Annotated in this window: 18 protein-coding genes; 10 read left to right on the top strand and 8 right to left on the bottom strand. The window is 55.9% G+C overall.

The annotated features are described in order from the left end of the window. The first annotated feature begins 19 nt into the window (after nucleotides 1-19). Nucleotides 20-1,123: a diguanylate cyclase domain-containing protein gene (locus tag ACN0VD_RS13095; protein WP_417594956.1), complete on the top strand. Its 1,104-nt coding sequence runs from the start codon at nucleotides 20-22 to the stop codon at nucleotides 1,121-1,123. Nucleotides 1,124-1,144: 21 nt separating this feature from the next. Here the strand turns inward: ACN0VD_RS13095 and ACN0VD_RS13090 are convergent, their stop codons facing one another. Then, nucleotides 1,145-2,824 (bottom strand): long-chain-fatty-acid--CoA ligase, encoded by a 1,680-nt coding sequence (locus tag ACN0VD_RS13090; RefSeq protein ID WP_417594954.1) that lies wholly within the window; start codon nucleotides 2,822-2,824, stop codon nucleotides 1,145-1,147. 108 nt (nucleotides 2,825-2,932) lie between these two features. Here ACN0VD_RS13090 and ACN0VD_RS13085 point away from each other — a divergent pair, with 108 nt between their 5' ends. Further along, nucleotides 2,933-4,216, top strand: a complete 1,284-nt coding sequence (locus ACN0VD_RS13085; RefSeq protein ID WP_417594952.1) for a TCR/Tet family MFS transporter — start codon at nucleotides 2,933-2,935, stop codon at nucleotides 4,214-4,216. 6 nt (nucleotides 4,217-4,222) lie between these two features. Here the strand turns inward: ACN0VD_RS13085 and ACN0VD_RS13080 are convergent, their stop codons facing one another. Continuing rightward, complete coding sequence (locus ACN0VD_RS13080) at nucleotides 4,223-4,711, bottom strand: GlcG/HbpS family heme-binding protein (RefSeq protein ID WP_417594950.1); 489 nt, start codon at nucleotides 4,709-4,711, stop codon at nucleotides 4,223-4,225. Nucleotides 4,712-4,805: 94 nt separating this feature from the next. Further along, nucleotides 4,806-5,924, bottom strand: a complete 1,119-nt coding sequence (locus ACN0VD_RS13075; protein WP_417594948.1) for an MBL fold metallo-hydrolase — start codon at nucleotides 5,922-5,924, stop codon at nucleotides 4,806-4,808. A gap of 193 nt (nucleotides 5,925-6,117) precedes the next feature. Between ACN0VD_RS13075 and ACN0VD_RS13070 the strand changes: the two genes are divergently transcribed. Then, on the top strand, nucleotides 6,118-6,537 hold the full coding sequence (locus ACN0VD_RS13070) for a hypothetical protein (protein WP_417594946.1): 420 nt from the start codon (nucleotides 6,118-6,120) through the stop codon (nucleotides 6,535-6,537). 30 nt (nucleotides 6,538-6,567) lie between these two features. Further along, the gene (locus ACN0VD_RS13065; RefSeq protein ID WP_417594944.1) at nucleotides 6,568-7,383 is read left to right on the top strand and encodes a hypothetical protein; all 816 of its coding nucleotides are present in this window, start codon (nucleotides 6,568-6,570) and stop codon (nucleotides 7,381-7,383) included. 5 nt (nucleotides 7,384-7,388) lie between these two features. Here ACN0VD_RS13065 and ACN0VD_RS13060 read toward each other — a convergent pair whose 3' ends face one another. The 5 genes from ACN0VD_RS13060 to ACN0VD_RS13040 all read right to left on the bottom strand — a co-directional run bounded on the left by ACN0VD_RS13060 (nucleotide 7,389) and on the right by ACN0VD_RS13040 (nucleotide 11,749). Next, nucleotides 7,389-8,075 (bottom strand): cell cycle transcriptional regulator TrcR, encoded by a 687-nt coding sequence (locus tag ACN0VD_RS13060; RefSeq protein ID WP_417595000.1) that lies wholly within the window; start codon nucleotides 8,073-8,075, stop codon nucleotides 7,389-7,391. 153 nt (nucleotides 8,076-8,228) lie between these two features. Next, complete coding sequence (locus tag ACN0VD_RS13055) at nucleotides 8,229-9,293, bottom strand: glycosyltransferase family 4 protein (RefSeq protein WP_417594942.1); 1,065 nt, start codon at nucleotides 9,291-9,293, stop codon at nucleotides 8,229-8,231. After that, nucleotides 9,290-10,219 (bottom strand): UDP-2,3-diacylglucosamine diphosphatase, encoded by a 930-nt coding sequence (locus ACN0VD_RS13050; protein ID WP_417594940.1) that lies wholly within the window; start codon nucleotides 10,217-10,219, stop codon nucleotides 9,290-9,292. Before ACN0VD_RS13050 ends, ACN0VD_RS13055 begins: the two co-directional genes overlap by 4 nt. 95 nt (nucleotides 10,220-10,314) lie before the next feature. Next, nucleotides 10,315-10,734: an NUDIX hydrolase gene (locus ACN0VD_RS13045; RefSeq protein ID WP_417594938.1), complete on the bottom strand. Its 420-nt coding sequence runs from the start codon at nucleotides 10,732-10,734 to the stop codon at nucleotides 10,315-10,317. A gap of 4 nt (nucleotides 10,735-10,738) precedes the next feature. Continuing rightward, entirely contained in the window at nucleotides 10,739-11,749 is a 1,011-nt protein-coding gene (locus ACN0VD_RS13040; protein WP_417594936.1) for an NAD(P)H-quinone oxidoreductase, read from the bottom strand. Nucleotides 11,750-11,848: 99 nt separating this feature from the next. On the opposite strand from ACN0VD_RS13040, the gene ACN0VD_RS13035 reads away from it, so the two are divergent. From ACN0VD_RS13035 to ACN0VD_RS13010, 6 genes are all read left to right on the top strand, one after another. Continuing rightward, a complete protein-coding gene (locus ACN0VD_RS13035) occupies nucleotides 11,849-12,046 on the top strand; it encodes a DUF1192 domain-containing protein (RefSeq protein ID WP_417594934.1) in 198 nt (65 codons plus the stop codon). Nucleotides 12,047-12,315: 269 nt separating this feature from the next. Further along, on the top strand, nucleotides 12,316-14,634 hold the full coding sequence (gene clpA, locus ACN0VD_RS13030; RefSeq protein ID WP_417594932.1) for an ATP-dependent Clp protease ATP-binding subunit ClpA: 2,319 nt from the start codon (nucleotides 12,316-12,318) through the stop codon (nucleotides 14,632-14,634). Between the two features lie 155 nt (nucleotides 14,635-14,789). After that, entirely contained in the window at nucleotides 14,790-15,407 is a 618-nt protein-coding gene (locus tag ACN0VD_RS13025; RefSeq protein ID WP_417594930.1) for a TetR/AcrR family transcriptional regulator, read from the top strand. Nucleotides 15,408-15,434: 27 nt separating this feature from the next. Then, nucleotides 15,435-15,920 (top strand): VOC family protein, encoded by a 486-nt coding sequence (locus ACN0VD_RS13020; protein ID WP_417594928.1) that lies wholly within the window; start codon nucleotides 15,435-15,437, stop codon nucleotides 15,918-15,920. After that, nucleotides 15,917-16,555 carry a glutathione S-transferase family protein gene (locus tag ACN0VD_RS13015; RefSeq protein ID WP_417594926.1) on the top strand — a complete coding sequence of 213 codons (639 nt, stop codon included), beginning with the start codon at nucleotides 15,917-15,919 and terminating at the stop codon, nucleotides 16,553-16,555. The genes ACN0VD_RS13020 and ACN0VD_RS13015 overlap by 4 nt, the downstream gene beginning before the upstream one ends. Before the next feature lie 15 nt (nucleotides 16,556-16,570). Further along, nucleotides 16,571-17,029: an SRPBCC family protein gene (locus ACN0VD_RS13010; RefSeq protein ID WP_417594924.1), complete on the top strand. Its 459-nt coding sequence runs from the start codon at nucleotides 16,571-16,573 to the stop codon at nucleotides 17,027-17,029. Nucleotides 17,030-17,050: the final 21 nt, after the last annotated feature.

Genomic DNA, 17,050 nt, shown 5'->3' with positions numbered 1-17,050 from the left:
CCCCCCGATTCCGGAACCGGTGCGGGACGAATTTGCAATATTGAGCGCGACGCGTCTGCAAAGCCAGTCGCGCGCGCTGTTTCTGGCGATGTTCCTGACTATCCCGTTCGTGCTTTACGCCTCCAGCGCCGGTGCGGATCCGCGGATCCGCTATGGCATACCGCTGGCCATGGCGAGCTGCTGCCTGATCGGCTTTATTTCGCTGATCCAGGACCGCAACGCCTCCGGCAGCCCGGATCTGGCACGGAAATTCATCGCTGAATCCACCTTTTTCTCGGCTGCCATCTGCGTGCTGGTCAGCGTCTGGTGCGTGCTGAGCTGGGTCACAGCACCGGCTGAACTGCGTCTATTCTACCCCTTCACCCTCGCCATGGGGTCGCTGACAACCATCTACACGCTCGCCACGATCCGGCTGGCGGCGATCCTCAACATCATCATCGGAATCGTCCCGATCACCATCATCCTGCTGCTGTCGGGCGATCCGGTCGGATGGTCGGCAGCGGGCAGCCTGATCATGGTAACGACCTTTCTCTTCCGGCTGATCACTTCGCAGAACGACCAGTTCATCAACCTGCTGATGCTGCGGCATGAGATGCGCGAACTGGCGCATACCGATCCGCTGACCAATCTCTTCAACCGACGGGCATTGTCCGAGCATCTCGAACGCCAGATCGCGACGGGGGTCGAACAGCGCGGCTTCACGGTTGCACTGGTAGACCTCGACGGGTTCAAACCGGTCAATGACCAATATGGTCATTCCGTCGGCGACCAGTTGCTGATCCAGGTTGCCAGACGCCTGCAGCAAGCCTGCGGCGAAAACGGCATTGTCGCGCGGATGGGCGGCGATGAATTTGCCATTTTGTTATCCCCGGATTCGGCCATCTCGAGTTCCGCTTGCGCCGACCACATGCTGTCCGCTCTGGTGCCGCCATGCGTGGTCGACGATCATGTCATTCGGATTCGGGCCAGTATCGGCATTGCCACATGGCCGATCGACGGAGAGACCGCAAAAACCCTGTTTGAAGCTGCAGATACTCAACTTTATGCCGTCAAGAATTATACCGCCAAAACGCGGGCAACCAAGCGCACACCGCCAAAGGAAGCACGATTCAGATCGGGATAATAACGACCGGATGGATCGGAACTAGTCCAGTTCCTCTGCGCGCAGCGCTTTACGGTCAAGCTTTCCGATCATCGTTTTGGGCAGGCTTTCCCGCACCACGACATCCACCACACGCTCATGCTTGCCAAGCCGCGAATTGAGCCAAGTCTTGAGTTCTTCACCGGTTACGGTCGTTCCCGGATTGAGCGAGATAAAGGCCTTGGGACTTTCGCCGCGATAGGCATCGGGTACACCGATCACCAGCGCCTCCTTCACCGCGTCATGCTTGTAGAGCACTTCCTCGACCTGACTTGGAAAAACCTTGAATCCGCCGACCGCGATCATATCCTTCAGACGGTCGACAATCTTGATATAGCCGTCTTCGTCGATAGTCGCGACGTCGCCGGTGCGCAGGAAGCCATCGACAAAAACCTTTTCATCTTCCTTGGGCAGGTTCCAGTAACCCTGCATCACCTGAGGCCCGGAGAAGACCAATTCTCCCGGTTCCCCCTCGGGTGCGGGCTGGGTCGGGTCAGTTTTGTCGACCAGTTTCACAATCGTGCCCGGCACCGGCTGACCGATTGTTCCCGGTTTATTGAGCCCGGCATAGGGATTGGCACTGACCACCCCGCAGCTTTCGGTCAGACCATAGCCCTCAACCAGTTTTGCCCCGGTTGTTGCCTCGAATTTTTTCTTCAGTTCCATCGGCAAGGGCGCACCGCCCGAAACACAGACTTTCAGGGACGAAAAATTGGTCTTGTCGATATCGCCATGGTCGAGCAGCGCCTGATACATGGTCGGCACGCCTGGCATCGCGGTAATCTTTGTGCGAGTGATCGCTTTCAGGGTCTGTTTCGCATCGAAGCGTGGCAGCATGACGATCTCGCCACCGCGTTCGACGGTGCGGTTAAGCACCGCGCTATTGGCGAAAACGTGGAAGAAAGGCAGCACGCCCATCACCCGGTCCGCCTCGTCGAGAAAAGGGTCGATGCTGTTGATCTGCCGCGCATTGGCGGTAAGGTTCTGGTGGCTGCACATCGCGCCCTTGGGCACGCCGGTGGTGCCCCCGGTATATTGCAGCAACGCGATATCCTTGTCCGGGCGAATATTGGGCGCTTTGTAATTGCCGTCATTATTGGTCAAATCCGAAAAGACGGTAATCCGGTCATCTTCGGGTTGCGGACTGTTCTCCTTGCGACGAAACAGGGAATAGAACAGCGCCTTGCCGGGTGGCAGCGCTCCGGCAATGCTGCCGACGATCAGGCGCTCGAGGCTCGATTGCTCAAGCACCTCATATGCCGTGGGAAAAACGGCTGTGGCAGAAAGGGTGAACAGGATTCTGGTGCCGCTATCCTCCACCTGATGGCTGAGTTCTTCCACCGTATAGAGCGGCGAGAAATTGACGATCGTCGCGCCGATTGCCATCGCGCCATAATAAGCGGTGACATAATGCGGAACATTGGGAAGGAACAGACCGATCCGGTCGCCCTTGCCTATGCCGAGGTCCTGAAGTCCCTTGGCCACGCGGGTCACTCCCGACGCGACCTCCGCATAGCTATATTTGCGACCCATGAAATCAAGCAGATTGGCATCCCCGCGCCGTCCGGCGGAACGGAAAAACATGCCCGGCATCGACAAGGGCGCGTAAAACTGATCCCATGGCGTGGGATGATTATAGCGGGATTTCCAGATCGGTGTCTGGTCGGGATATGTTTCGGTCATTGACATTTATGTAAGTGAACACACTTGAACTGACAATGAAAATTCCGCGGAAAATTCCGTGGATATTTGGCTCCCCTTCCCGGTCTCCAAAGTGTAGGGGAGACGCCCATGTCTGAGTCGACCACCCCTCCCGCTGCAAAATCATCCCTGATTTTCGTCTTTCTCGTCGTGTTGATCGACATGCTCGGTTTTGGCATCATCATGCCGGTATTGCCCAAGCTGATCACGACGATCACCGGCGAACCACTCTCTCATGCGGCGGTCTACGCAGGCTGGCTGGCCTTCGCTTATGCTGCGATGCAGTTTGTTTTCGGCCCAATCGTCGGCAATCTGTCCGACCGGTTTGGACGCCGGCCGGTCTTGCTGGGAGCGCTTGGCGGCTATGCCATCGCCTATGCCCTGATGGGATTTTCATCCTCGCTGTTGTGGCTGTTTGCGGCCCGGATCATCGCCGGGATCATGGGCGCCAGCTTCAGCACCGCTTATGCCTATATCGCCGATGTCTCTTCTGCCAAGAAACGTTCGCAGAATTTTGGGCTGATCGGCGCCGCTTTCGGTCTGGGGTTCATTTTTGGCCCTGCCATCGGCGGTGTTCTGGGTGAATATGGAACCCGTCTGCCCTTTTTCGCGGCAAGCTTGTTGGCGATGATCAACCTGCTGTTCGGATTTTTCATGCTCAGGGAAAGCCTGCCACCGGAAAAGCGGCGTCCGTTCAATATCGTTCGCGCCAATGCCTTCGTCGCGCTCAAGGGCCTGCATGGACAGAACAAGATCGTCTTCTGGTACGCCGCATCGCTGACCGTCTGGATGATAGCCCATGTCGTCTATCCGATCATTTTCGCCTTTTACGCAATGGAGGCTTTTGGCTGGAGCGAATGGACCGTCGGCATGGCGCTCGCCTGTGTCGGTATCGGTGCCGCCATCGTCCAGGGCCTGTTGATCCGGGTGCTGATCCCGCGCATCGGCGAGCGCAACGCAGTCATTATTGCCGCGCTGTCGATGACGATCAGTTCGGTCTTCTATGTCGTCGCTGGCCCCGATCAGGGATGGCTGATCTTCCTCGCCATTCCGGTCGGCTCGCTTCAGGGACTGTTCCAGCCGTCGATCAATGGCCTGATGAGCAACGCGGTATCCGATGACACGCAAGGCGAGCTGCAAGGCGCCGTGGCCAGCCTGCAAAGTCTGGCCTCGGTCATCGGCCCGCCACTATTCGCCGCCGTTTTCGCGGCTTTCACCGTGGCGGGGAGCATCTACTATCTGCCCGGCGCGCCATTCGGACTGGCCGGAATCATTTCACTGGTTGCGCTGGGAATATTTCTGCGCGGCTATGCCCTGCACTGCACCAGCGGCGAAGTCGAACCGCCATCGGATGTGAAGCCGGTAGATGTCTGAACGCGGTTAATTGCCGGCAGGTTCTGCGACAAGACCAGCCGCTTCAATCCCTGCCACCGCACAAGCGGCATCATCGACCGGTGCGGCGCCCGATACGCCGACGCTGCCGATAAAATTGCGTCCATCCGGACCAAATATGGGAACGCCGCCGGCGACGGTCACGATATAGGGCGCATCGGCAAAACCGGGCGTCGTTTTTATCGCCTCTTCCATTTGCGCGGTCGAGAACCCCCAATTGGCAACTGCCTTTGCCTTGGCTTCGGAAAATGCCATGATCCCGGCACCCAGGCCATCCATCCGCAAAGCGGCAACCAGATTGCCTCCCTTGTCATAGACCGCGATCGCCTGTCGCTGCTGTTTTCTCTGCGAATGTTGCTTGCAGCCGGCGATGATTTTTTCCGCAGAGTCAGAACTGAGATTCACGCTGTTTGTCTGTGCGAATGCTGTACTTGTGCAAAATGCGATGCTCACCAGAACCGCGCTGAATGTTTTCATCTGACTTCTCCCGCAAATCGTCCGCTGCCATCCTAGGGGCGGGAAAACGGTTCACATGATCCGTTCGATGAAAGCCGGCTGAGGATCGACCAAATCAGATAGCGCTGTACCAGGCGACGCCATCCTTCATTTCATGTACGGCTCGGCCGGTGAATTCCAGATGCCTCAGCGTCGCCATCGCCTCTCCGCTGGCCATGCCGATAACGTCCGGCGTAATCGGGCGCTTGAACAGATAGGGAAAGCTGTCGACCACCCGCTTGGGGCTTTCGCGCAAGCCCTGCTCGAGATCGTCAAGCGCCTCGTTGTGGCGGAGCGCCAGTGTGTCGAGCCGCTGATGCGCGCCGAGAAACGGACGGCCATGGGCAGGCAATATCAGCAGGTCCTTATCGAGTGCGGCACGGAAATGTGCGATGCTCGCCAGCCATTCTCCCAGGGGATCACTGGTCGGTTCGCTCAACATGGTGGAAATATTCGATGTTATCCGCGGCAAAATCTGATCGCCGGAAATCATCACCTTGGCGCTGTCGTCAATCAGACAGGCATGTTCGGGCGTATGACCGTTGCCGATCATCACCCGCCATTGGTGATCGCCGGTTTTCAGTCTGGTTCCCTCTTCCATCCGGATATGGCCGATCGGAAGTTCAGCAACGGCGCGGGCAAAGCGCCCCCAGCCCTTTTCAGCAAATTGATCGATCAGATTCTGATCCCAACCGCAGAATCGCCATTCGTCGAGTGCCTCCTGCGGCACGCCGTCACGCTTGTCGGCAATCAGCAAGCGGGTCAGCAACCATTCGGTCCGATTCATGTGCAGCGGCGCCTTGAAACGCTTGGCCAGCCAGCCGGCACAACCGACATGATCGGGATGATAATGGGTGACGATGATCTTGGTAGCGCCTTGCCCCTGCAGCGCACCCTCTTCAAACAGATGTTTCCATGCCTCAATAACCTGCGGCATGAACAATCCGGTATCGGCAATCGCGAATCCGGCGCTGCCGTCGGCATGACGGTCCGCCAGCACCCAGTTGTTGATATGACCGAGTGGACCGGGCACCGGCGTACGGGTCCAGCCGATTCCGGGCATCAGTTCAAAATATTCACCGAATTTTGGCTCAAACTCGCCCAGCGGATAGGTCAGACCATCCGATTCAATCGGGTCAAAACCGTGATCGGCAAGCAGCGGTTCGTAATCAGGAGGTTTTATCGGTGCGTGCATAAATTGATCATAGACCCCACCTCGCCAATGATGCAACTGCATTTAATTGATCAATTAAGAGAGTTCCGGAAGCTGATGTCCAGAGGTTTGGGGTCTGAGACGCAAACTTCAAATTCGCAAGAATATATGGTAGGGTTGGTCAGTTAGTGACTGCGTAGTTCTTACAACGATTTTCAAACAATGGGAAAAATCGATGGCAGAAGCAGGGAACAATATAAACACAGACGCCTCTTTGGATTCTAGCTTATCCACACTCGGTAATATTGGTGATCAGATGCGAGCGCTGGTACCCGCAGAAGTCACGGGAGTATTTTTGGCATTAAACGCCAATTTCAGGAACAGCGACGATGAAAATATCATCTTCCTGGTTTTTTTCGTCATACTCGTGATATTCTCAATATTTTACACGCGTTTTTTTGTCCGGGACCAAGGCTGGCCCAGTGCGTTGCTTGTATCTGTTGTGATATTCCCAGCCTGGGCCTTAATGATAGCCTATAACCGGATCGACTTTTTCGGTGCATATCCCAATATTGTGACTGGAATAATGCTGATTTTGGGCCTGCTGGTGCCATTCATCGCAGCCGCAATCAAATCCTCCGGCAGGAGGGCCTAAACCATGTCAAATCCCTACAGAACTTTCCAATTGATCACGGTCAAGACTGCAGCGCTTTTCCTTGCCGTTATTGCGGGGTGCCAGTCAGCTTCTCTTTCAGCCCAAAGTCGAGGCGAGAAAATGAACAAGCCATTTTTCTTCGTCAACGAGGAATTCGGTGCCCTGGCCCTGATCGATGGCGCAAAGACCGTGAAGCAGGGCAACGTATTTCGCGATTACACATTTTTCGAAGACAAACATGAATGTTATATTATTCCCAAGCAAGACAAATACCGGTTCGTTCTTAATCATAGGCTGCCGGAGGAAGCGGGAACCGAGTGGTTCTCTTTCGTCTCGATAATATACGATTCCAATAGAGAGACCGATTTTCTGAGCCTGATGCGAAATAGCAAATGGCTCGACGACGAGGGACGAAGTCTCAAATATTATTACAAAAACTCCTATGACATTGGAATATCCCCAAGTGAATTCATCAACCTCCATCTTCGGCACAAGTCTATCGAAGAGCATGTCAATGCACGGGAAGAATTCAACAGAATCGCAGGAAAATTTCATGGAAAATTGAGGAGATCAGGGATGAACAGTTGGTCGTTCGCCCCCAGAATGGTCGGTCGAATTCACAACAGCAATCCCCATCCCAAGTTAATGAGCGTAAGGCTTTATCGGTATCTCATCACCGACAAATATGCGTCACGAAATCCAGTCGATTTTGCAGTATTCAGAAATGGCACTCGAAGATTCAAGATTATTGCCGAAACTGCGCGAGAAAATGGCCCGCCTGAAACCGTCGAACGTACATTTGCGATCAGCAAGCAAGACTGCAAATCAGTCGATGATGAAGATTAGATCTCTCAACTATCCTTGAAAAGCGTCTCAGCGGTATGCTCGACCGGTGCCTTGTCTTCTTCGTCCGATTCACCTGACAATGCCGCTGCCGCATCGCGCACAGCCTGTGCCCGTTCTTCGTGCAGTTCGGCAATCAGCGCTTCCTTGTCGCCACCCAGTTTGCTGTCATCCAGCGCTTCAGGCTCGATACCGGCCTTTTTCGCAGCCTTGGCGACAACGGCGTCCAGCTCGCGCTGCGAGCACAGGCCCAGGGTCACGGGATCTTTGGGCGCGATATTGGCAATGTTCCAGTGCTCGCGTTCGCGGATGGCGTTGATCGTCGTCCGGGTGGTGCCGATCAGCTTGCCAACCTGGGCATCGGAAATTTCCGGGTGATTGCGAAGCAACCAGGCGATGCCATCGGGCTTGTCCTGACGTTTGGAAACCGGCGTATAACGAGGTCCCTTGGTACGTCGCACCTGCTCGGGACCTTTCTGGATAACCATGCGGTAATCCGGATCTTTCTCGGCTTTCTCGATTTCTTCATGAGTCAGTTCGTGCGCCTGCACCGGATCGCGCCCGGTATATTTGGAGCTGGCGAGATCATCCGCCATCGCATTGACTTCGAGAATGTGGATACCGCAGAATTCGGCGATCTGCTCAAAACTGAGCGACGTGTTGTCAACCAGCCAGCTGGCGGTTGCATGCGGCATAAGAGGAGTTGCTTGTTCGGCCATGATGGCTTCCTTCCAATAGCTGGCATTTCAGCGCCAGCGGCAATATAAAAATAAAGGGCCGCCCCCTTGCGGAGACGGCCTGTTGGAAGCTTATGTAGGATGTTTGAAGGGAGTCGGCAAGATAATTGGCTAAACCCGCGCAAAAATCGCCTTGGCCAGCATCCGGCGCGACATATGACAGTCCCGGTGCAGGGGCTGTGACGCCAATCCGCCCAGAAACTGGCTGGCACTTGCCTCCCAGCTGTATTTCTCGCTGTGCGCGATGCAATCGCCAGGATGGAGCGCAAGTGCGCGCCGTATCGCCACGTTCAGGTCCTCATCCATCACGCCGCTGGTCGCCGTCAGGATGTCGATCGGTCCGGTCACCGGATAGGCCGCCACCGGCGTGCCGCAGGCCAGCGCTTCGATAATCACCAGACCAAAAGTGTCTGTCCTGCTCGGAAATACGAACACATCGGCACCGGCATAATAGCCCGCCAATTCCCGGCCGGACTTTCTTCCGGCGAAATGAACATCGGGATAACGCGCTTCCAGTCCCGGCAGCGCGGGGCCATCCCCGACCACGACTTTCGTTCCCGGCTGATCGCTGTCGAGAAAGGCCTCGATATTCTTTTCAATCGCCACTCGCCCGACATAAATTTGTATCGGGCGCTCGATCTGCTGATAGATTGCCGGGGAAGGCGCATCCGCGCGGAAATTCTCCAGATCGACACCGCGGCTCCAGTGATGGACATGGGTCAGTTTCTCCCCGCACAATTGATTGCGGATACTTTCTGTCGAGACCATGATTGTTTCCGATTTTCCGTGAAACCAGCGGATATAGGGCCAGAAAACCCGCGGCGACAATCTCGTCCGCCTAGCGAGATATTCTGGAAACTGTGTGTGATAAGCGGTTGTAAACGGGCGCCCATTTCTACGGCACCAACGGCGTGCCTGGACACCAAGCGGTCCTTCGGTCGCCAGGTGCACCGCATCAGGTCCGAATTGTTCGATTTGCCGGCCAATGGTGCGCGCGCGGGTTAAAGCGAGCCGAATTTCTGAATAGCCTGGCGCGGGGATGGAGCGATATTGTTCTGGCGAGATTACCAATATTTCATGTCCCTTGTCACGCAATAGGCCAACGACCGTGTCCAGCGTGCGCACCACGCCATTGACCTGCGGATGCCAGGCATCCGTCACCAGCGCAATTTTCATGCGGCCCGCCCGATATCAGTCTGTCCATCGTGGGTTTCGACCGCGACCAGCCGAGCCGGCTGATCCTGTCTCGCATTGCGGGCGGCAATCTCCTCGGCCCAGTGGAGAATTTCCATCGTGCCGTCGTCACATTCCACCAAAGCGGTACATCCCTCGACCCAGTCACCGTCGTTATAATATTCGATGCCCTTGATCTCACGATGCTCAGCAGTGTGAATATGCCCGCAAACAACGCCGTCGACACCCCGGCTTTCGGCTGCCTTGGCCACTAACTCTTCATAACGTCCGATAAACTCTACTGCATTTTTGACCTTGTTCTTGGCCATTTTGGATAGTGACCAGTAAGGAAGGCCGAGCCGGTTGCGCAGCTTGTTCACCAGCCAGTTGACGCGCATCAACGTCACATAGGCAGCATCACCGACAAAGGCGAGCCAGCGATGGGCGAGCATGACGGTATCAAATTCATCACCGTGGAGGACCAGCAAACGGCGACCGTCAGCGGTTTCGTGGATCGCCGAGCGCCGGATTTCCACACCACCAAAGTTCAGGCCGGTAAACTGGCGGAACATTTCGTCATGATTGCCAGGAATATAGACGATACGCGTATTGCGACGCGCCCGTTTCAATATCCGCCAGATGATATCATTATGTCCGTCCGGCCAGAAAAAACGCTTTTTCATTCGCCAGCCATCGATAATATCACCGACAAGATACAGGGTATCGCTATCGACATGGTCGAGGAAATCGATCAGCAGATCGGCGTTGCAGCCCCGTGTACCCAGATGGATATCGGATATCCAGATAGTTCGGTATCGGGTCCGGTCGCGAGCATGGACCCGTGGCTTGTGCTTGAGCCGCGCTTCATAGCGGTCGGCGTCGAGCAGCGGGATATCGGCTTTGTTTACCGGGGGAAATTGTCTGGCCATTGAAAGCTCCTATGGAAAACTACCCATAGGCGCGGCTTTACCCCGCGATTGTTACAGCCGGATTCTCCTTTTATGAAGTTTTGGTGACGGGAAATCTAGGATTTCAGGAACGCTTCTACCTGCGCTTGCAGATGGGGAACAGCTTCATCGCTGGCCAGAAATTCAGCGATAGCCATGGTTTGCCAGCCCTGCCCCTCATCGCCAAAGACGATCTCCTCCAGAATATGCGCTGATAATCGACAGACGTAGAACAGGGCTGCCGCGCCCGATCCGCGCCAGTTTGGATAGGTTTGCACATATTCAAAATCTGCGACCGCAATCCGAAGGCCAAATTCTTCAAATGTTTCGCGTGCGACACATTCTGCGCCGCTTTCCCGGTTTTCACGACCGCCACCGGGCAGGTCCAGCTTATTGGGGAACGGGATATCCGGCCGATCGTCCCGGCGATAGACCAGAATATGATCGTCGATGAAAAATGCTACTTTTGCGCCGTGAAAATCAGGTTCGGCGACCATCTGGCTATTCGACGCTGAGCACGATCTTGCCGATATGATTGCCCGCCTCCATATGGGCGTGCGCTTTCGCCGCGTCGGCGAGCGCGAAGCTCTCATCCATCACCGGTTTCAGCTTGCCCGCTTCTACATCAGGCCAGACATAGCGGTGCAGTTCGTCGGCCAGCAGCGCCTTGCGTTCCGCCGACTGGGGCCGAAGAGTGGAACCGGTCATCATCAATCGTTTCATCATGAGATGGGCCATATTGATCGTTGCCTGAACCCCGCCCTGAACGGCGATAGTGACGTGACGGCCGTCTTCTTTCAAACATTTCAAATTGCGTGCAACATAGTCTCCAGCAACCATATCGAGCACGATTTCAACCCCTTTTCCATCGGTGATCTTGTTGATCTCCTCGACAAAGTCCTGGGTCTTGTAATTGATCGCATGATCGGCGCCAATCTGCTTGGCAGCGGTGCATTTCTGATCGCTGCCACAGGTCACGACAACGTCCAGGCCAAAGAGCTTGCCGAGCTTGATCGCCATCGTGCCGATGCCGCTGGTGCCGCCGTGGACCAGTACGGTTTCGTCTTCACGGGCAAAGCCGCGGTTGAACAGATTGCCCCAAACCGTAAATAGCGTTTCAGGCAAAGCAGCCGCTTCGGCCATCGTCAGGCATTCCGGAACCGGCAAACATTGCGCCGCGGGCGCGACACAAAATTCGGCATAGCCACCACCATTGGTCAGCGCACAAACCTTGCGTCCGATCCATTCCGGTTCGACGCCGACGCCCAGCGCCACGACGGTGCCGGACACTTCCAGACCGGGCAGAGGTGACGCTCCGGGCGGTGCGGGATAAAGGCCCATGCGCTGGACCACGTCCGGTCGATTCACCCCGGCTGCAGCGACCCGGATCAACACTTCCCCTTCGCCGGCTTGCGGAACCGCGACGGTTTCCGGTTTCAAAACTTCCGGTCCACCCGGCTCGCTGATCACGACAGCGGTCATCTCTTTTTGCAACAGTTCAGATACAGACATTGATTATTCCCCCGGGAGCGAACGCTCCCCTCATTCCTGCCCCTTATTGACACCAAAGCGCGGGCGGTCAACATTACCCTGCAGGAGGAATGTCGATTCATGGATGATGACGAAAATTTACCGCGCAATGCCAATGATCCCGTGGCCTTGTTAGTCAAACAAGATCTTGATCCATTATCCGTGGACGAGCTGGATCAACGAATTTCCATGCTGAAATCTGAAATAAACCGTTGTGAAGCGAAGAAAAACTTCGCCGTAACGCATCGGGCGAGCGCGGAGAATTTGTTTAAAAAGTGATTAGCGCTGGCTTTCGCTAAAGCATTTGTTAACCTTGTTTAACAATAATTGGGTTCAGCCGATCCATATTGGACCGTATAGGAGAAGAGAGACGAAAAATTGGCAACTTTGGCTAATTGACTGCAGATCCATTGCCCACTGCTCTTGACGTTTAGGACATGGCTCACGATCTAGAGTATAAGCAATTAGTTAAAGCCCGAAACCCGATGGTACAGCACCAGGTTCGGCAACTGGGGCGGTGATGCCGTCCCAATATTGGAGTAAAATATATGCCATCATTCGCGGAATCGCTTGAGAAAACCCTGCATCAGGCGTTGAAAAATGCTTCTGACCGCAGCCATGAATATGCGACACTCGAGCATCTACTTCTCGCGTTGATCGACGATGGCGACGCTTCTCAAGTGATGAACGCCTGTGGCGTCGACCTGAGTGAGCTGGAAGATGCGGTCATTCTCTATCTCGACAGCGAATTGGATTCGCTGAAGGTCGAAAAGGCCATGGATCCCTCCCCCACTTCCGGATTCCAGCGGGTTGTCCAGCGGGCGATCCTGCACGTTCAATCCTCTGGCAAAGACGAAGTCACCGGTGCCAATGTACTGGTCGCACTGTTTTCCGAACGGGAAAGCTATGCGGTCTACTTCCTCCAGCAGCAAGATATGAGTCGACTTGATGCGGTCAGCTATATCAGCCACGGTGTCGGCAAGGGCGGTCAGACGATTGAACCGGCAGAATTGTCGGGCCAGGAGGGTGACGAGGAAAAGAAAGAAAAGAACAAGAAGGAGACCGCGCTCGACCAGTTCACTGTCAATCTGAACGCGAAAGCGGCAGAAGGCCGTATTGATCCGTTGATCGGACGGCAGGCGGAAGTTGACCGGACTGTCCAGATTCTGTGCCGGCGGTCAAAGAATAATCCGCTTTATGTCGGCGAACCCGGGGTTGGCAAAACCGCCATTGCCGAAGGACTGGCGCTGCGTATTGTCGAAGAAAATGTCCCCGACGTCCTGAAACCGGCGGTGATCTACTCGCTTGATATGGGCGCGCTGCTGGCCGGAACCCGCTATCGCGGCGATTTCGAGGAACGGCTCAAGCAGGTTGTCTCCGAACTGGAAAAAATGCCCGATGCGATCCTGTTCATCGACGAGATTCACACGGTGATCGGTGCCGGCGCCACCAGCGGCGGCGCAATGGATGCTTCCAACCTGCTGAAACCGGCTCTGTCAGGTGGCGTCATCCGCTGCATCGGTTCGACCACCTACAAGGAATTCCGCAATCATTTCGAGAAGGACCGCGCACTGCTGCGGCGCTTCCAGAAAATCGATATCAACGAGCCCTCGGTCGAGGATACGATCAAGATTCTCGCAGGCCTGCGCGGTGCTTTCGAAGAGCATCACAAGGTTCGCTATGCACCCGATGCGCTGAAATCGGCGGTGGAACTGTCCACCCGCTATATCAACGACCGGAAGCTGCCGGACAAGGCGATCGACGTGATCGACGAAGTTGGTGCCATGCAGATGCTGTTGCCGCCATCGCGCCGCAAGAAAATGATCACGACCAAGGATATCGAAGCCGTGATCGCGACCATGGCGCGCATCCCGCCGAAATCGGTATCCAAGGATGACAAGCAGACACTCGAACATCTGGAAAGAAACCTCAAGCGGGTTGTCTTTGGTCAGGATGAAGCCATCAACAAATTGTCGAGCGCGATCAAACTGTCCCGTGCCGGACTGCGCGATCCCGACAAGCCGATTGGCAATTATCTGTTCAGCGGCCCGACCGGCGTCGGCAAGACCGAAGTCGCCAAGCAGCTGGCATCGATCATGGGCATTCCGCTCAAGCGTTTCGACATGTCCGAATATATGGAACGCCACAGCGTTTCGCGCCTGATCGGCGCGCCTCCGGGCTATGTCGGCTATGACCAGGGCGGTCTGCTGACCGATGCGATTGATCAGAACCCGCATTGCGTGCTTCTGCTCGACGAAATCGAGAAAGCCCATCCCGACCTGTTCAACATATTGCTGCAGGTGATGGATAACGGCAAGCTGACCGACCATCATGGCAAGACGGTCGATTTCCGCAATGTCGTGCTGATCATGACGACCAATGCCGGCGCGTCCGACATGGCCAAGGAAGGCATCGGCTTCGGCAATATGTCCAAGGAAGATGCGGGCGACGAGGCGGTGAAGAAAATGTTCACCCCCGAATTCCGCAACCGTCTGGATGCGATTGTTCCCTTCGCCTATCTGCCGACCGAAGTGGTGTCGCGGGTCGTCGAGAAGTTCATTCTCGAACTCGAGCTGCAGCTGGCCGACCAGAATGTCCATATCACGCTGGATGACGATGCCCAGGCATGGCTCACCGAGCGCGGCTATGACAAGCTTTACGGTGCCCGTCCGATGGGTCGCCTGATCCAGGAGAAGATCAAGCAGCCGCTGGCCGAGGAATTGCTGTTCGGCAAGCTCAAGAACGGCGGCGAGGTCAAGGTGCATCTGAAGGACAATGGCTTGACGTTCGAAGTCACAGCAGCCGCTCCCAAGGCAAAGAAAAAGAAAGCTCCAGCCAAGAAAAAGGCCGACAGCGAAACGAAATAGCTTACCCAAGCCGGGCCTTGAAACCCAGAAAACTGAGAAACGGCGTGGTTGATCCCACGCCGTTTTTTTATGCCCAATCCACAAGGGAATGGGCTGCCAAACGCTATAAGGCCAGATTACCGGATTGACACATACCAACTGGTTGGTATGTTTTGATGATGAACGCGAGTCGATCCCCTGCCCCAGAACGCACAACAGCGAAAACCAAGCTGATTGATGCCGCACATGAACTTGTCCGCCGTCAGGGCTATGCCGCGACATCGGTCGACCAGATTTGCGCGGCTGCCGGAGTGACCAAGGGCGCGTTTTTTCACCATTTTCCATCCAAGGAGGATCTTGGTGTCGCAGCGGCAGCCCAGTGGACCACGCGTGCCGCCCCGCTATTTGAACTCTCGCCATACACCAAGCTGGATGACCCACTCGAAAGACTGCTTGGTCACATCGATATGCGTATGACCATGATCGAAGGCCCTGCAGAAGGTTTCACCTGTTTTGTCGGCACGATGGCACAGGAGACATTTGCGAGTAGCGAGGCACTGCGTGACGCTAGCGGAGCGAGCATTTCTGCCTATTGCGAGGCGCTGGCGGTGGATGTTCAGGCGGCAATCGACAGGCACGGTATAAAGGATGGCGTCACCGCCGAAAGCCTGGCGTGGCATGTTCAAGCTGTCCTGCAGGGTGCGTTTGTCATCGCAAAGGCGTCCGGTGACCCCGAAAAAGCGCGCGAAAGCGTTCGTCATTTGCGCCGATATATCGAGACGATTTTCAACTGAGCAAGCTGGGCGAGGAGGACAGGAAATATGACCGACAGGATTTCAATGTGTATCTGGTACGATTACGCTGCCAGAGAAGCAGCAGAATTTTATGCAAAGACTTTTCCAGACAGCCGGGTCGATGCCGTCCATCGCGCTCCCAGTGATTTTCCCGGTGGCAAGCAAGGCGATGAATTGACGGTTGAATTTACCGTATTGGGTGTTTCCTGCCTCGGCCTGAACGGCGGCCCAGCCTTTCCACAAACCGAGGCTTTCTCCTTCCAGGTCCATACCGACACGCAAGAGGAGACCGACCGTTACTGGAACGCTATTGTCGATAATGGCGGCGCTGAAAGCCAGTGCGGCTGGTGCAAGGATAAATGGGGGATCAACTGGCAGATCACCCCGCGCGCTCTGACCCAAGCGATGGCGCAAGGCGGCGATGTGGCAAAACGCGCGTTCGAGGCGATGATGCCGATGCAGAAAATCGACATAGCGACGATTGAGGTGGCTGTGCGGGGTGAAGTCTCGTGATCGAACTTTTTGGTCATCCCTTCTCCTCTTACACATGGAAAGCGTTGATCTCCTTGTGGGAGAAGGACATCCCGTTTGCATTCCGGCAACTCGACGATGACCATCAAAGCAATGGTGCGGAATTTGCCCGGCGTTCGCCAACCGGCAAGTTTCCGCTGCTGGCGGACGGCGAGCGAACCATCTTCGAAGCGACGGCCGTTATCGAATATCTCGAACTCATCCATCCCGAGCCGACGCTGATCCCGGACGGGATGGCAGGTGTCGAAACACGGATGTTCGACCGGATGTTCGACAATTATGTGATGAACGCGATGCAGCGTGTGGTCGAAGTACGGCTCGGTCGCGCCGATCCGGCAGAAACCGACAAAGGCTGTGCGATTCTCGACAAAAGCTATGCCTGGCTCGACGCGCATCTGGGCGATCAATGGGCGGTCGGGGATGCCTTCACCTTGGCCGATTGTGCCGCCGCACCATCGCTTTTCTATGCCGACTGGGTGCATCCGATCCCGGACGGACTGGAACGGCTCAAGGCCTATCGGTCGCGCCTGCTCGCACGGCCATCGGTCAGGCGAGCGGTGGACGAGGCTCGGCCCTATCGACATTTTTTCCCCGGCGGTGCGCCGGAGCGTGACTAAGCAGGGAGACAGGATATGACCGCGACACAAGAGAGCCATCACGAACTATCGATAACCCGCCATATTGCGGCTCCACCGGACAAGGTCTGGGATATTATGACCAACCATATCGAGCAATGGTGGTGCCCGAAACCCTGGCGGGCGGAGTTCGAGACGCTTGAGCGCCACGCTGGCGGGGCTTCGAACTGCACCATGTATGGCCCCGACGGCGAGGTTCATCCCCATCCCGGTCTGGTATTGGCGTGGGACGAGGGTCGGCGCTTTGCCTTTACCGACGCAATTGTCGGCGACCTCGAACCGGCTGGTCCGTTCATGATCGGGATATGGGAGATCGAAGCGGAGAATGGCGGCACCCGCTACACCGCCACTGCGCGCCACTGGACCAAGGAGGCACAGGCACAGCACAAGGAAATGGGTTTCGAGGAAGGCTGGGGAGCATGCGCAGACCAGCTGGCCAGCCTGTGTCAGAAGTAGGAAACCAATAATGCCCCGCCA

Origin of the sequence: Parasphingorhabdus sp., assembly GCF_048267785.1 — a bacterium.
Classification (GTDB): Bacteria; Pseudomonadota; Alphaproteobacteria; order Sphingomonadales; family Sphingomonadaceae; genus Parasphingorhabdus.
The sequence above is the reverse complement of the archived record's forward strand: the minus strand, read 5'-3'. Positions and strand labels throughout refer to the sequence as shown.

Coding starts and splice junctions, on each gene's coding strand:
- ACN0VD_RS13040 (WP_417594936.1), bottom strand. CDS start 11,749: ATGTCTGTATCTGAACTGTTGCAAAAAGAGATGACCGCTGTCGTGATC.
- ACN0VD_RS13020 (WP_417594928.1), top strand. CDS start 15,435: ATGACCGACAGGATTTCAATGTGTATCTGGTACGATTACGCTGCCAGA.
- ACN0VD_RS13055 (WP_417594942.1), bottom strand. CDS start 9,293: ATGAAAATTGCGCTGGTGACGGATGCCTGGCATCCGCAGGTCAATGGC.
- ACN0VD_RS13050 (WP_417594940.1), bottom strand. CDS start 10,219: ATGGCCAGACAATTTCCCCCGGTAAACAAAGCCGATATCCCGCTGCTC.
- ACN0VD_RS13090 (WP_417594954.1), bottom strand. CDS start 2,824: ATGACCGAAACATATCCCGACCAGACACCGATCTGGAAATCCCGCTAT.
- ACN0VD_RS13070 (WP_417594946.1), top strand. CDS start 6,118: ATGGCAGAAGCAGGGAACAATATAAACACAGACGCCTCTTTGGATTCT.
- ACN0VD_RS13045 (WP_417594938.1), bottom strand. CDS start 10,734: ATGGTCGCCGAACCTGATTTTCACGGCGCAAAAGTAGCATTTTTCATC.
- ACN0VD_RS13035 (WP_417594934.1), top strand. CDS start 11,849: ATGGATGATGACGAAAATTTACCGCGCAATGCCAATGATCCCGTGGCC.
- ACN0VD_RS13080 (WP_417594950.1), bottom strand. CDS start 4,711: ATGAAAACATTCAGCGCGGTTCTGGTGAGCATCGCATTTTGCACAAGT.
- ACN0VD_RS13085 (WP_417594952.1), top strand. CDS start 2,933: ATGTCTGAGTCGACCACCCCTCCCGCTGCAAAATCATCCCTGATTTTC.
- ACN0VD_RS13010 (WP_417594924.1), top strand. CDS start 16,571: ATGACCGCGACACAAGAGAGCCATCACGAACTATCGATAACCCGCCAT.
- ACN0VD_RS13025 (WP_417594930.1), top strand. CDS start 14,790: ATGATGAACGCGAGTCGATCCCCTGCCCCAGAACGCACAACAGCGAAA.
- ACN0VD_RS13060 (WP_417595000.1), bottom strand. CDS start 8,075: ATGCCGCATGCAACCGCCAGCTGGCTGGTTGACAACACGTCGCTCAGT.
- ACN0VD_RS13075 (WP_417594948.1), bottom strand. CDS start 5,924: ATGCACGCACCGATAAAACCTCCTGATTACGAACCGCTGCTTGCCGAT.
- clpA (WP_417594932.1), top strand. CDS start 12,316: ATGCCATCATTCGCGGAATCGCTTGAGAAAACCCTGCATCAGGCGTTG.